This window comes from Streptomyces violaceoruber, from assembly GCF_033406955.1.
Taxonomy (GTDB): Bacteria; Actinomycetota; Actinomycetes; order Streptomycetales; family Streptomycetaceae; genus Streptomyces; species Streptomyces violaceoruber.
Map to the genome: position 1 here is coordinate 8,329,434 of NZ_CP137734.1, position 13,926 is coordinate 8,343,359.

Below are 13,926 nucleotides of genomic sequence, written 5' to 3' on the forward strand. Positions count from 1 at the left end.
GCGGGGCGGGCACCGGCGGGCGCGGACCGCCGGTGGCGCCGGGGTCAGACGAGTGCCTTGACGATGGCGTTCTTGTGGATCTCGGTCGTGCCGGTGACGATCCGGAACATGCGCAGGGACCGGAAGATCTGCTCCACCTCGTGACCGCGTGTCAGGCCGTCCTTGCCGTGGATCTGCACGGCCTGGTCCGCCGTGCGGAAGCAGGCTTCGGCGGTGAACAGCTTGCACATGTTCGCCTCCACCGCGATGTTCTCGCCGCGGTCGGCCTTCGCGGCGGTGGCCTGGACCATCGACCGCGCCGCGTAGAGGTCCGTGGCCATGTCGGCGAGTTTGTGCTGGATGGCCTGGAGCGCGAGCAGCGGCTGCCCGAAGGCGACGCGGGTCTTCGCGTGGTCGACGGACAGGTCCCACGCCCGTCGCGCGGCACCGATCAGGGAGGGGCAGTGGAGCAGCCGGTTGAGGGTGATGCGGCCGATGCCGATGCGCAGTCCCTGGCCGATCTCGCCGAGCAGGTTCGCGACCGGGACCCGGCAGTCCTCGAAGACGAGGTCGCCTTCCATCTGCTGGCCCGACATGGGCACGGCACCGTCCAGGACACGGCAGCCGGGGGTGTCCAGATCGACGAGGAAGGCGCTGTACGTCTCCTCGCTGTCCGCCATCCGGGCGACGACGACCGCGAAGTCGGCGAACGGGGCGGCGGAACTGAACACCTTGTGCCCGTTCAGTACGTAACTGTCGCCGTCCGGCGTCGCGGTGGTCCGCATCCGCCGCACGTCCGAACCCGCGTCCTGTTCGGTGAGGGAGAAGCAGCAGGCGCGCTCGCCCCGGACCACGGGGAGGAGGTAGCGCTCCCGCTGCTCGTCGGTGGCGTACTTCACGATCCCGCCCACCCGCAGCGGTCCGCCCATGTCGCCCAGGACCGAGTGGGACAACGCCGCCCCGGAGGCGGTGAGTTCCTCCTTCAGGGCACACAGTTCGGTGAAGCTCAGGCCCTGGCCGCCGAGTTCCGGCGGCAGGCTGATGCCGTAGAAGCCGAGCTCGGCGCTGCGTTTCCAGACGCTCTCCAGCGTGGCCCGGTCCAGTTTGCTCTCGGGGGTGATGCCGTGTGCCCGCTCGTACGGGAGGAGTTCGTCGGTCAGGTAGGCGCGCAGCCGGCCGACCAGCTCCTCCAGGCGGGGGTTGTCGTCGTAGCGGGGAGTGAGGGTGAAGGGCATGGAGTGGTTCCCTGTTCAGTGGACGCGACGCTCGGCGCCGGACCAGTAGGTGTCGCGTATGGCGCGGCGGTCGATCTTGCCGTTGGGGTTGTGGGGAAGCGCGGCGACGACGTCGACGGAGCGGGGCTTCTTCATGCGCGCCAGGTGCTCGGCGCAGAAGGCGATCAGTTCCGTCGCGTCGAGCGTGACCCCCGCCCGCGGCACGACGACGGCCTTGACCGCCTCGCCCCATTGCTCGTCGGGTACGCCCACGACCGCGGCCTCGAAGACGTCCGGATGCTGGTGGAGGACGGACTCGACCTCGACGGCGTAGATGTTGAAGCCGCCGGAGATGATCATGTCCTTCTTGCGGTCGACGATGAAGACGTAGCCGTCGCGGCGCCGCCGCGCCAGGTCGCCGGTGAGGAACCAGCCGTCGCGAAAGCTCCGCGCGGTCAGTTCCGGCTCGTTGTGGTAGCCGGGAACGACGTCGGGCCCGCGGACCGCGATCTCGCCGATCTCACCGTCCGCCACCGGCTCGCCGCCGTCGTCGACGATCCGTACCTCGGCCTCGGCCAGCGGTCTGCCGCAGGACAGCAGCAGTTCCTCGTCGTCGCCCTCGATGGCGCGGCGGTGGTCCTCCGTGGAGAGGAACAGCACCCCGGAGGTCGTCTCGCCGCATCCGTAGCCCTGGCTGAGCACGGGGCCGAAGAGATCCCAGGCCGCCCGGACCCGGGCCGGTGACATGGGCGCGGCGCCGTAGAGCAGGTGGCGGAGGCTGGAGAGGTCGTGGTCGCGGGCGTTCTCCAGCGCGAGGACCGTGTTGACCATGGTGGGGACGAGGAACGCGTGGGTGGCACGCTCCCGTTCCACGGTGGCGAGGAATTCCGCGGCGTCCCAGCGGGGCAGCACGACGGCACATCCGCCGGCGAAGAAGATGCCCATGAGCGGCATGCCGGAGGCGTGGGTGACGGGTCCGGCGAGGATCTGCCGGTCGCCCGTCCCGACCCGAGTGGCCTGGTTCATCACCGACTTGCGCAGCAGGGCCAGCCGATTGCCGTACGTCTGCACGGCTGCCTTGAGCTTGCCGGTGGAGCCGGAGGTGAAGTGCAGGACGGCGATGTCGTCCTCGGCGCACTCCACGTCGACGGCCTCGCGGGGGGTGGCCGCGAGGAGTTCCTGGTAGCCGGGGCCGAGGTCGGCGGGGCCGTCGTAGCCGATGACGGCCTTCACGCCCGAACCGGGCACCGCCCGCCGCGCCGTGTCCAGGTGGGCGGCGTCGGTGAGCAGGACGCGGGCGTCCGACTCCCGCAGCAGATGGGCGACTTCGCCGTCGCCGAGGCGGGCGTTGACCGGCGCCCGGGTCAGGCCCGCCTTGTAGAGGGCGACCTCCGTGACGACCAGCTCCGCGCGGTTGGCCGCGAGCGTCGCCACGCGCTCGCCGTGGCTCAGGCCCAGCCCCGTGAGCGCGGCCGCCAGCCGGTCGCTGTGGTCGTCGAGTTCCGCATACGTCAACCGGACGTGGCCGCAGACCACCGCCTCCGCGTCCGGGTGGTGCTCCGCCGTCCGGCGTACGTAACGCCCGAGATTCATCGCCGCCTCCAGAGTTTCAGAACGTCGTGTTCAGTATCGATCGGGTTGTCGGGCAAGGTACGGGCAGCGCTAGGGTCAGGTCAACGGTCCTGACGAGAAGGAATCGAAGTGGACATGAAGCCCGAAGACCGCCGCGTCCGGCGGACGCGCGCCGCGCTCCGCAAGGCCCTGGTCGAACTGGTGCTGGACAAGGGGTTCCAGGCCGTCACCGTCGAGGAGATCACCGAGCGGGCCGACATCGGCCGGGCCACCTTCTACGCGCACTACCGGGACAAGGAGGATCTCCTGGTCGGCATCGTCCGCGACCTCGCGCAGGACCGTGAGCGTCTGCTGCCGGCCGTGCGCCAGGCGCACGCCCAGGGCTTCACCGGTCTGCCGGTCAAGTACATCTTCGAACACGCCGCCCAGGAACGGGGCGTCTACCAGGTGATTCTGCGTGGGGAGGGCGACGGGCGGGCGCTGCGGGAGTTCACCGAACTCATCCGCTCGCATGCCGAGATGGCCTTCCGGGACCGGGCGCGGCAACTCGGCGTGGAGCCCAGGATCCCGCTCGGCATCGTCGCCCGCGCGTGGACCGGAGAACTCATCTCGGTGCTGGGCTGGTGGGTCGAGAACGACACGGGTTACACCGCCGAGCAGATCACCGCCCACCTGCGGGATCTCTCCGTCTACGGCAGGGTCTGGGCCACCGGGCTGACCCCGGTGGACGCACCCGGAGCCGTCGACCTCCCCGGGGGGCGGGGCGCCGAACCCGTGTAGTCACGCCCCGGCGGCCGACCCCTTCCTCCGTTTCCGAACAGCGTGTACGGTATCGATCTCGCGATGAGCTGATTCCGAACGAGCGGAGCGACAGGTGACCGGCACGGACTCACTGGCCGACCTCGTCTGGGCACGAGGATTCACGGACTCGGCCTGGGCACGACGACACACGACGGCAGGCCGGGAGATCATGCCCAGCCGTCGCGTCTGGCGGGGCCGGGGCGGCCCCGGTGACCTGCCGGCGTCGCCGCCGGGCGCCCTCGACGACCTCGGCGTCACCGGCTCGTACGGACGTACTCTCACCCTCGACCAACTTCTCGCCGAGGCCGAGACCGACGCCCTGCTCGTCCTGCACCGGGGCAGACTCGTCCACGAGGAGTACCGGCACGGCTACGAAGCCCACGTCCCGCACTTCAACGCCTCGGCCGCCAAGTCCTACCTCGGTCTCCTGGCCGCGACCCTCGCCCACGAAGGACACCTCGACCGAGGCGCCCGGGTCGCCCGGTACGTGCCCGAACTCTCCGGCACCGCCTTCGGAGACGCCCAGGTCGACCACCTGATGCACATGGGCACGCGGATGAGCTACGCCGGCCGCCCGTACGACAAGGCCCTGGAGGCGCAGCGCTACTTCGCCGTCCTCGCGCCGCGGCTGCGCCCGTACGGCTACTCGGGGCCCGCGACCATCCGGGAACATCTCGCCACCGCCAGGGCCACGGGCGAGCCCGGCACGGAGTTCCGCTACGAGAACGGCAACGTCGAAGCGCTCGCCGAGGTGCTGCGACGGATCACCGGGCTCAGCACCTCGGCACTGATGTCCGAGATGATCTGGTCCCGGATCGGGGCCGAGGAGGACGCCTACTACCTCGTCGACGCGGACGGCGCCGAGGCAGCCTGCGGCGGCTTCAGCGCCACCGCGCGCGACGTGGCCCGCCTCGGCGAACTCGTGCGCTGCGGCGGGGCCGTGGGCGACCGCCAGGTCCTGCCGGAAGCGGTGACCGCCCCGGCGCGGAGCGTCCCCGACGGCTGTCCGCGGCGCGTTCGCTTCCCCGCGGCGCCGGCCGACTCGCCGGCCACCCTCTCGTACCACGACCTGTGGTGGATCCTGAACGACCCGTACGGATCCTTCATGGCCAGCGGCATCCACGGTCAGCGTCTGTTCGTCTCACCCGCTCTGGACCTGGTCGTCGTCCACTACGCCTCCCAGGTGGTCTCCCCGGCGGTCCCTCAGGTCCCCCTCGTGCAGGCCTTCCTGTCGATCGGTGCGCACCTCAACGCGTGAGGCAGGCCAGGCCGGCAGCCGCCGTTCGCTCCGTCGGCGGTGTGTCCGGCCACCACCGGCGAAGTCGCCCGTGGCGTGCGAGAGCACCAGGCGGCTTTTGGCCGGCGTCATCGCCCGGGCCGCCGCGACCGGCCGAGCCAGGAACGCAAGGAACGCCGAAAACGCCGGGTTCGTCGCTCGGACGTGGCGGCGTCCGGGGCGGGCAACCGCAGCGATATCCGGCGGCGTGCGAGCAGACCGACCAGGATCAGCAGCAGGAACGGGGACCAGGCGATCGCGTAGGCGACACCGTAATGCTGGAAGTCCAGGATCGACCGGCTCGGGTCCACGTCGCTGCTGTTGACGCCGAAGTACGCGAGGAGCAGCGCGGGCGGGAGCGCGAGGAGCGAGCCGGCGGCGATCACCGCCGCCAGCACCCGGTCCCGGTCCTCGGCGTACTGCTGGGCCGCCGTCTCGAGGCCGACGCGGCGCGTCGCGAGGACGGCGTTCACGCGCTCGACGATGCGGGAGGTGTTGGCCAGCGCGTCCGCCAGCGACGAGACGTCGCGCAGTGACGCGTGGAAGCTCTCGACCAGCAGCTCCGGTACGAGGATCGTGTCGGCGTACACCTCGACGCTGAAGCTCAGATCGAGCTGGAGATCATTGAGCCGGTGCGAGAGCTGTGCGACCAGCGCACGGGCAGCGTCCGTCGTCTCGACCGCGGCAGCCCGGTCCAGTTCCAGCGCCGCGAACGCCTGGCGTCGGATGCGGTGCACGGCCGCGACCGCGGTGAGGATGCCGGCGGCGGCCAGCCCGAACGCGTTCTCCACCGGCGGTGCGTAGCCGACGATCAACGACACGCCTCTGCCGTGCGCGACCATGGTCTGGCCGGCGTTGTTCAGCGTCTCGGGCCGTCGAATGCCCAGTGTGGCGCCGGTACCGCTGTCCAGCGTGCCGCGCAGCACGATGGTCACCACGTCCTGGCCGACCGCGTCGCCGGGCACGTGCGCGGCCAACAGCCTTCCCGCGAGGGCCGCTCCGGGAAAGACGCTCTGGTGGACGTTCCGGCCGAATGCGAGCGGTGGCCGGTCCGCGGTCCGGTCGGTGCGGCCGTACGCCCGTAAGCGCTCGTCGAGCCACGCGGTCAGCGGCACCCCGCCGACGCGGATGGCGGAGCGGTCCTGCCAGGTGGCGTAGAGGGTTTCGGCGATGGTGTCCGAGTCGCCCGCCTCGTCCGGGACTTCGACGTCCACGAAGAGCAGCGGGTCCTGGCGAGGGGTGACAGCCAGGGTGATGTCCGCACCGTCGACCCGGGCCGCGTTCGGCGGCAGCGTGATCTCGCGGACGCGCTCGTGCAGCACCAGCCGGGGCAGCAGCAGTCCGGCGGCTTCGACGTGGGCGGTGAACCGGCCGAGACCGAGCGCCTCGGACAGCGGACGGAGCCTGTCGTCGGGCACGTGCACCTGCGGCGTGAGGTGGTACATCAAAAGCAGGCGGGTACGAACCCTGACTGCTGCGTCGGACCGTGGCACAAGGCCCCCCTCCGGCTGACACTCGTGTGGGGCAGCAGCCTAGGGGGCCGCGGATCATTGCGCCGAGGCCCCGGCGATTTCGCCACCGCCACCGGGCACGCCGGGGCCGGTCCGCCCCGATGTGACGGCGCCCAGGTCGCGCAGGGCGCGCAGGCCGTCGTGGGAGGGAGTGCCGGGCGCGGCGGTCAGGGCGATGAGCTGCTGGTCCGGGTCGGCCGTGTCGGTGAGCGCGGACCAGTCGAGGGTGAGTTCGCCGATCACCGGGTGGCGCAGATCTTTGGTCCCCGCGCCGCGGACGGCCACGCGATGGTCCTTCCACCAGGTCCGGAAGTCCGGGTCCTGCGCGGACAACTCCGCCACCAGCGCCGACAGACGCGGATCGTGCGGATCCCGGGCCGCCTCCATGCGCAGTTGCGCCACGCAGGCCCGCGCCATGTAGGGCCAGTCGGTGTACAGGGCCCGCACCGCCGGGTCGCGGAAGACCAGACGGACGAAGTTGCGTTCGTCCCGCGACAGCAGCGCGAAGTCGGTGAACAGCGCGGCGGCCGGCGGATTCCACGCCAGGATGTCGGTGCACCGGCCGAGGACGAGGGCCGGAGTGTGGGTGAGATCGTCGAGCAGGCGCCGCAACTGGGGACGGACCTGCCGGCCGGGCCGCCCCAGCGGTCGGCCGGCGTCCTTGCCCGAGAGCTCGAAGAGGTAGGCACGCTCGTCCGCGCTGAGCCGCAGCGCACGGGCAAGCGCGTCCAGCACCGGTTCGGAGGCCCGGCGCCGCCCCTGTTCCAGACGGGTGTAGTGACCGGGGCTGATCGACGCGAGCACGGCGACCTCCTCCCGGCGCAGGCCCGGGACCCGTCGGCGCCCGTCGGCGGGGAGCCCGGCCGTCGGAGGGCTCAGCTCCCTCCGCCGTGCCTTGAGGAAGTCACCCAGTTCGCTACTCATGTGATCGAGTCTCGCACCGCGGGCCGGCCCGCTGAGGGGGCCGGCCCTGGCCCATTGTCCCGGCGGGCGGCACCCGCCAGGGTCGAGGGCATGAAGACCGACGTCACCTTCCGCAGCAGTCGTCTCACGCTCGCCGGCACCCTCTTCCTGCCCGGCGCACCGACCGCCGGTCGGCTCCCGGCCGTCGTCATCGGCCATCCCGGCGGCGGCGTCAAGGAGCAGACCGCGAGCGTCTACGCGGAGCGCCTGGCCCGGGAGGGCTTCGCCGCACTGGTCTTCGACGCCGCCCACCAGGGCGAGAGCGAAGGGGAGCCGCGCGGCCTGGAGAACCCCTTCCAGCGCGCGGAGGACATCAAGTCGGCCGTGAGCTTCCTGGTCACCCGCGACGGGATCGACCCGGACCGGATCGGCGCCGTGGGCATCTGCGCCTCCGGCGGCTACGTCCCCTACGCCGCCCAGACCGACGTGCGCATCAAGGCGGTCGCCACGGTCAGCGCGGTGGACCTGGGTTCGGTGATGCGCGACGGCCCGGGCCCCGCCCGGGATCCGCAGGCCCTGCGTTCCATGCTCGAACGAGCGAGCGCCGCACGCACCGCGGAGGCACGCGGCGAGCCCGTCCCCCGGCAGGAGTGGATCACCGAGGCCGTGGACGCCGAGACCCGTGAGTACTACCGCACCGCACGCGGCCACCACCCCCGCGCGGTCCAGCCCTGGCCGGTGCGCAGTCTCGACCAGATCATCCAGTACGACTCCTACGCCCTGATCCACCTCATCTCGCCCCGCCCGCTCCTGATGATCGTCGGCTCCGAGGCCGACACGGCGCACTTCAGCCGCGATGCCATCGAGAAGGCAGCCGAGCCCAAGGAACTCTTCGTGATCGACGGCGGCACCCACGTCTCCCTCTACGACCGGGACGAGCACGTCACCCCGGCCGTCGCCAAGGTCACCGCCTTCCTCACCGCCCACCTGCGGCACGGCGCTCCGCGCGTTCCTCAGCGACAGGGATCCTCCACGTCCAAATCCTTCAGATAACGGTCCCGTTCCCGGGCAGGCAGGGGCTGGCTCACCAGGCCGCACAACAGGTCGTGCCAGGCGCCCACACCGACCGTGCGGCGCACGACCTTGTGGTCGGGGCCGAGCGTGAGGATGTCGTCGGCGGGGCCGGGGACGACCTGCATGCCCTCGTTGGGCTGCACGGAACCGGTCGGGGGCCAGATGTCGAGCTGATCGCCGCTGCCGGCGTCCAGGACGCGTACACCCCGGGTGCTCTCGGTCATGAACCCCTGGAACAGCAGACGGCCGTCCCGGCTGAACGCCACGGCATCGGTCTTGTCGGGCAGGTACCCGGTGGCGCGTACGCGCTCGCCGGAGTCGAGCCGTACGACGTACACATGGCTCTCCCGGTCAGAGAAGGCCGCCTGCCTGCCCTCGTGGTCGACACTCATGTCCACGGGACGGGCCTCGCTCGGCAGGGTGGTGCGGGCCGCCCGCGCGAAGGCGTGATCACCGTCCCAGCGCCAGGTGTCGACCCCGTCGTCGTTCAGGAGAACCAGCGTCCTGCGGTCCCCGCTCAGGGCGAATCTGCCGGAGTCCTCCGTCACCGTGCTGCGGGTGCAGGTGCGGGTGTCGAGCAGTTCCACGGCGCCGTTCCATTCGCCGACCACGTACCGGTCGCCCGGGAGGAAGGACAGGCCGGGGCGGCGGATCGGCGAGAAGGAGGATCCGCCGACGGCCGTCCCGCAGTCCGTGCGCCTTCCGGTACGCAGGTCCCAGACGTCGAACCGCCCTTCGTCCTCGAAGCCCTCCACGCTCTGCATGCCGACGTATCGCTTGTCCCCGCTGAGCGTGTAGGCCGTGTCCTCCAGGTTCACCGACAGGTTGGCGTACGGAATCACGCCGAGCCTGCGGCCCGTGGCCGGATCCCAGAACTCGGTGCGCCCCTCGGACCGGTGCACCGCCATCCGACCGTCGGGGGTCAGATCCCCGAAGGTGAAATCCTTCTCGTCGAACGCCACCTGCTGTCCCCGTCGGACCCCGGTGGTGAAGAGGTTGAGCTCTCCGCCGTACGAAGCGACGACCACCTGGGTGCCGTCGGCCGACATGGCGATGGTGCTGGCCGGCCGGGTCAGCCGGCCCAGTGTCGTACCGGGCCGCAGCGCGGCGTCGTAGAGCCGGACCGTGCCGTCCTGCCCGCCCAGCAGGAAGATCCCCTTGTCGTCGGCGACCGTCATGTCCTCGTACGGTCCCAAGGACCGGACGGCGATGCGGCGGCGCTGTTCCAGGTCCCACACCTCGGCACGTTCGGACGTCCGGGTCAGGGCCTTGCGCGCCCCGTCGAACAGCAGAACCTCGCTGTACCGCAAGGCTTCCGCCGTGCTGCCCGGCATTCCGGGCAGGGAGCGGGCCGCCTCCCAGCGCGCCGAGTCCGTCCGGAACTCCCGGACCTCGCGACGGTCCTGGTCGACCAGGGTCAGCCGGGACCCGTCCGCGGAGAAGCCGAGCCCCACCCGGGCGTCACTCACCGGAACCCGGGTGATCTCGCGCCCGTCGGACGCCCGCCACACGACCGCGAACGCCTCACCCTCCGGGGTGTAGTGCGAGGCCGCCACCCACCGTCCGTCGGGTGAGAGTGCCAGGGCATGGAGCCCGTGACCGACGTGGGGGAGGTTCTCCGTGTGCCCGGTGGCCATCGTGCTCAGGAGTCTGCCGGACCGGGTGTCCCACAGTTGGACCCGGTTGAGGTAGACCTCCATGGCCAGGACCCGGCCGTCGCGGCTCAGCGCCCTGGGCGTGCCCTCGGCGCGCACCACGCGCGACTGCCGGACAGAGGGCACGTCGTAGAGGCGTACGGCCCGGTCGTCGTCGAACACCGAGCGGTACGCCGCGGTCGTGCCGTCCCCGCTGAGGACGACGTCCGTGGCGGCCGGGCGGGACGCACCCTGCATGTCCGTCACGGAGTCGGCGTCCGCCCGCAGCCTCCGCCTGGCGTACGGCGCGGCGGTCACGGCCTGGGCCAGGGCGCGTCGGGACTCCGGGGTGGACCTGGTCTCCTCGGCGTACAGGGCGTACTGCGCGGCCTGGTTGGGACTGGTCCCGAGCAGTTGCCCGGAGCGGGCGGCGAGCGCCTGCGAGGCGGAGGTGCGGGCTTGGGACAGGGCCGCTTCGCGCTGTCTGCTGGCGTCGAAGAAGCCGTAGACCGCAAGGACGAGCAGCGCCACGAGCAGGGCGACGCCCGACCAGCTCAGTCGTTTGACGAACCGGAGCTGCCGGAAGTCGTCGTGTTCCAGCTCTTCCTTGGGACGGCCGTGCAACGGCGACGCCAGGGTGGCGACTGCGGCGCGGAACGGTGGGTAGCGCATGGAGTGATGGGACCGTTCCCCGATCTCCCGGAGGTCCACCCAGAGCGGTGCGGCCGTGAAGTGGCCCGCGAGATTGCGTGGCAGGGACGTGGTCTTCCGCCAGTCGAAGTCGCCGGCCCTGTCGTCCCACACGATCTCACCGCTCGCGACGGCGATGAGCAGGTGCTCCGTGTCGCGCTCGCGCAGCCAGTAGTCGACTTCCCTGGCCACCCAGGGCGAGGCGGCGGCCTCCGGGGAGGCGAGCAGGATGAAATAGCGCGAGCGTGCCAGTTCGCGCTGGATCGACTGCCACAGGTCGTGATTGGCCGGCAGGCTGGTGACATCGCGGAACACGCTCATCCGCATGGGCCGGAAGCGCGAGACGGCCAGCCGCTCCAGGCCGCGCTGGAGCTGTTTCGCGAGTGGCGCGTTCTTGCTCTGGCTGTACGAGATGAAGGCGTCGCGCTGCTTCGCACCGACCGGCTCCACCGCTCGCGCCTCGGCCTCTTCCACGGCATCGCTCATGGCGTCCCCCGTGCCCCCTCCGCATGTACCTGTTGCCCCCGACGTGCGGCACCAACTCCACTGCCTATCATGCCCGTTGTGCCCCACAGGCTCACCCGCACCGCCGCGCCCCGACCCCGACCACGACCGCGCCGACGGTCGCCGACCGCCCCGGGAACGCTGACCACCCCGCCCACCGCCCCTCTCTCGGGACGACGAGCAGGCCACATCGTCCGCCGGAACGGCTTCACGCCCTTCGCCGTCTCCCTCGCCCACCGACCCGTACGCGGCGGGTGCGGCGTTGTCCGGGCGTTGTCCGGGCCGGGCAGACGGTTTCGCCGATGATTTCAGCCTCCTCGAACGGTCTCACCCAGCGACCCGACCGTTCCCGACAGGAGTGCCATGTCCACCATCCAGCCAGTGATCCTTACCGCCGACCACGACGTCCTGGTCGACTTCTACACGAAACTGTTCGGCGCCGAGGAGATCTTCCGGGTACCGGAGAAGGGTCCGGTCTTCTACCTCGGCCTGCGCATCGGCGACACCGACCTCGGGCTGGTGGCCAAGCCGGACCCGGGGGATCGGGAGGCACCGCGGATCCTGCTCAGCATCAATGTCGACGACGTCGACGAGACGCTCGGCCGGGTGGCGGCGCTGGGCGGCACGGTCCGTCGGGGGCCCAACGACATGCCGTGGGGGCAGCGCGTCGCTCACATCCAGGACCCCGACGGCAACCCGGTGAACCTCACCCAGCCCGTCCCGGCCCGGTGAGGTGCCAGGACGAGCGGAGCGCGTAGCCGCTCACTCCAGCGGCTCGTGGTTGACCCAGACCGCCTTGGGGGAGTGGGCCGCTCCCGTCCGGGCTCCGGCGACCGGGGTCCGGCCGGGCTGGGCAGCGGCCCACGCGTGGAAGGGCGCCACACCGCAGTGCCGGCACGCTTCCGCACCGATCCGTGGCTGACCGCGGCGCTCGTCGTCAGCAGCGCCGCGATCCTGTGCTCCGGTGCGTACGGAGTCCTGAAGACCGTGGCAGCCGTCGCGGACCCGCGGGTTGCCGACGTCGCCGTGGACGTCGCGGTCCCGGATACGGCGAGCCTCGTTCGGCCGGTCCGTCCCGGTACTCTCTCGGGGTGACGCAACACCGTGTTCCCGAGGAACGGCGGCCCGCGAACGAGGGGCGGAAGGCCGCTGCCCGTAACCGGGCGGCCCTGGTCGACGCCGCACGGGCGATCTACTCCGAGCACGGCCTGAACGCTCCGCTCTCGGCCGTCGCGCGTCGCGCCGGCGTCGGCCAAGGGGTTCTGTACCGGCACTTTCCCGATCGGGAGGCCGTGGCGACCGCGGTGCTGGAGGAGAACGTCCGGCAGGTGGAGCGGACAGCCGCGGCGCAGGACACGGACCTGCCAGGCGTGCTCGGTGTCCTGACCTGGCATCTGACGGAGTCGGCGGCTTTCATCGGCGCTCTGCACGCCGCAGGGGCGGGCGGTTCTTCCGGTGTCCCCGCCTACGCGCACGACCTGTCCGAGCGGGTCGAGCGTGCCCTGCGGGCCCATCTGCCGGACGGCCACCGGCTGGCCGCGGCCGGCGACGACCTCATGATCGCCGTAGCCATGGTCTCCGGAGCCGTCACCGGCCCCGCCCGCGAGCAGCGGGAGCGCCGGGCGCGCGCGGCATGGCGGCTCCTCGGCGTCGAGGTGGGACCGGTGCGCCCCTTCGCGGAGTGAGCGAAGCGGAGGCGGTCAGCCGCCGTTGGACTGGCGGATGCCCCGGCCGAGCGCGGCGAAGCTGTAGAGGTAGCCTCCGTCGGGCCCGCTCACGGTCATGTAGGCCCTGGTTCCGCCGGGCGTGATGGCCACGTTGGTCGCCGACTCGAGCCTTCGGGCGGCGCGGGCCGGAACCTCCACGGTGGCCAGGCGCTCACCGTACTTGTCGTAGACCGCCATCGCGGGACGGCCGTGCAGGCCCTGGTACAGGTTGCCGTCCGCGTCCACCGCGATCGAGTCGGTCTGCGCGATCCCGCCGTCGACCCGGATGGCGGTGTGTCGCGAGGCCACCCCGCCGCTGCCGTCCAGGAGGAGGTAGGACAGGCGGTTCTGCGTCAACTCGCTGAACCACAGCCCGCGGTGGTCCGCGTCGAAGGAGATGCCGTTCGGTGCCGCCAGGCCGTCCGCCAGGACGGTGGCCTCTTTGCCTGCGCGGTCGATCCGCACCACGCGGCCCTTCGCCTCGCCCTCGGACATGCCGCGTGAGTCGCTGAGGTACAGGTTTCCCTCCGGGTCGAAGGCGAGGTCGTCGGGGTTCATCCGCGCTCCGTCGACCTCGCCGGAGAAGAAGATCCGCGGATCGCTGCCGTCCGGGGCCAGGCTCACGATCTCCCCGTGGGAGAAGTCGGTCAGGTAGATCCGTCCGTCGTACGGGCTGAACTGGGCCGAGGTGTAGGTGCCGCGAGCGTCCGTGTGGACGGGCTCCGAGGTCTTCTTCCGGACATTGACGCGCAGCAGCTTCGGCTCGCCGGCCGGCGCGGTGACGTCGACGACCAGCAGTTCGCCGTGCTCGTCGAAGACCGGGCCCTCGAGCAGGGTCATCCCGGTCTGCTCGTGCGGCTCCGTCAAGCGCATGACCTCGGTCGCGCGGATGGTCCGGTCACCCCCGGGGACGACCGGGTCCTGCGGCGCACCGGCGGTCTGCGTGCTGCATCCCGCAAGGGCCAGCGCGCCGATCGTGGCGAGTGCGGCGAGGAGCCGGAGGGGGAGCCGTCGCATGTGCATCACTCTTCCTGTCCGAAAGTACGCGGAAGCAACCCGCAG

The 13,926-nt window shown here is 71.5% G+C and carries 11 protein-coding genes; 5 read left to right on the forward strand and 6 right to left on the reverse strand.

Annotated features, from left to right (window positions below):
* Positions 1-44: 44 nt before the first annotated feature.
* Together R2E43_RS37550 and R2E43_RS37555 are read right to left on the reverse strand one after the other, a co-directional pair.
* Complete coding sequence (locus R2E43_RS37550; RefSeq protein WP_319126772.1) at positions 45-1,214, reverse strand: acyl-CoA dehydrogenase family protein; 1,170 nt, start codon at positions 1,212-1,214, stop codon at positions 45-47.
* 15 nt (positions 1,215-1,229) lie between these two features.
* Positions 1,230-2,786: an acyl-CoA synthetase gene (locus R2E43_RS37555; protein ID WP_319126775.1), complete on the reverse strand. Its 1,557-nt coding sequence runs from the start codon at positions 2,784-2,786 to the stop codon at positions 1,230-1,232.
* A 114-nt stretch (positions 2,787-2,900) separates the two neighbouring features.
* Between R2E43_RS37555 and R2E43_RS37560 the strand changes: the two genes are divergently transcribed.
* Complete coding sequence (locus R2E43_RS37560) at positions 2,901-3,545, forward strand: TetR/AcrR family transcriptional regulator (protein WP_037667554.1); 645 nt, start codon at positions 2,901-2,903, stop codon at positions 3,543-3,545.
* A 94-nt stretch (positions 3,546-3,639) separates the two neighbouring features.
* Positions 3,640-4,824, forward strand: coding sequence for a serine hydrolase domain-containing protein (locus tag R2E43_RS37565; RefSeq protein ID WP_162495075.1), 1,185 nt, complete (start codon positions 3,640-3,642; stop codon positions 4,822-4,824).
* A gap of 107 nt (positions 4,825-4,931) precedes the next feature.
* Here the strand turns inward: R2E43_RS37565 and R2E43_RS37570 are convergent, their stop codons facing one another.
* Together R2E43_RS37570 and R2E43_RS37575 are read right to left on the reverse strand one after the other, a co-directional pair.
* Positions 4,932-6,287, reverse strand: a complete 1,356-nt coding sequence (locus tag R2E43_RS37570) for a hypothetical protein (protein ID WP_319126779.1) — start codon at positions 6,285-6,287, stop codon at positions 4,932-4,934.
* A 102-nt stretch (positions 6,288-6,389) separates the two neighbouring features.
* Positions 6,390-7,277 carry a helix-turn-helix domain-containing protein gene (locus R2E43_RS37575; RefSeq protein ID WP_011027004.1) on the reverse strand — a complete coding sequence of 296 codons (888 nt, stop codon included), beginning with the start codon at positions 7,275-7,277 and terminating at the stop codon, positions 6,390-6,392.
* A gap of 90 nt (positions 7,278-7,367) precedes the next feature.
* Here R2E43_RS37575 and R2E43_RS37580 point away from each other — a divergent pair, with 90 nt between their 5' ends.
* Positions 7,368-8,309, forward strand: a complete 942-nt coding sequence (locus R2E43_RS37580) for an alpha/beta hydrolase (RefSeq protein WP_030862319.1) — start codon at positions 7,368-7,370, stop codon at positions 8,307-8,309.
* Here R2E43_RS37580 and R2E43_RS37585 read toward each other — a convergent pair.
* On the reverse strand, positions 8,270-11,140 hold the full coding sequence (locus R2E43_RS37585; protein WP_332057050.1) for a toll/interleukin-1 receptor domain-containing protein: 2,871 nt from the start codon (positions 11,138-11,140) through the stop codon (positions 8,270-8,272). The two genes, R2E43_RS37580 and R2E43_RS37585, sit on opposite strands and share 40 nt — an antisense overlap.
* Before the next feature lie 381 nt (positions 11,141-11,521).
* On the opposite strand from R2E43_RS37585, the gene R2E43_RS37590 reads away from it, so the two are divergent.
* Both R2E43_RS37590 and R2E43_RS37595 read left to right on the forward strand, forming a co-directional pair.
* A complete protein-coding gene (locus R2E43_RS37590; protein WP_011027002.1) occupies positions 11,522-11,890 on the forward strand; it encodes a VOC family protein in 369 nt (122 codons plus the stop codon).
* A 359-nt stretch (positions 11,891-12,249) separates the two neighbouring features.
* On the forward strand, positions 12,250-12,843 hold the full coding sequence (locus R2E43_RS37595) for a TetR/AcrR family transcriptional regulator (RefSeq protein ID WP_136207277.1): 594 nt from the start codon (positions 12,250-12,252) through the stop codon (positions 12,841-12,843).
* A 15-nt stretch (positions 12,844-12,858) separates the two neighbouring features.
* On the opposite strand, the gene R2E43_RS37600 is transcribed toward R2E43_RS37595, so the two are convergent.
* The gene (locus tag R2E43_RS37600; RefSeq protein WP_332057051.1) at positions 12,859-13,881 is read right to left on the reverse strand and encodes an SMP-30/gluconolactonase/LRE family protein; all 1,023 of its coding nucleotides are present in this window, start codon (positions 13,879-13,881) and stop codon (positions 12,859-12,861) included.
* Positions 13,882-13,926 lie beyond the last annotated feature (45 nt).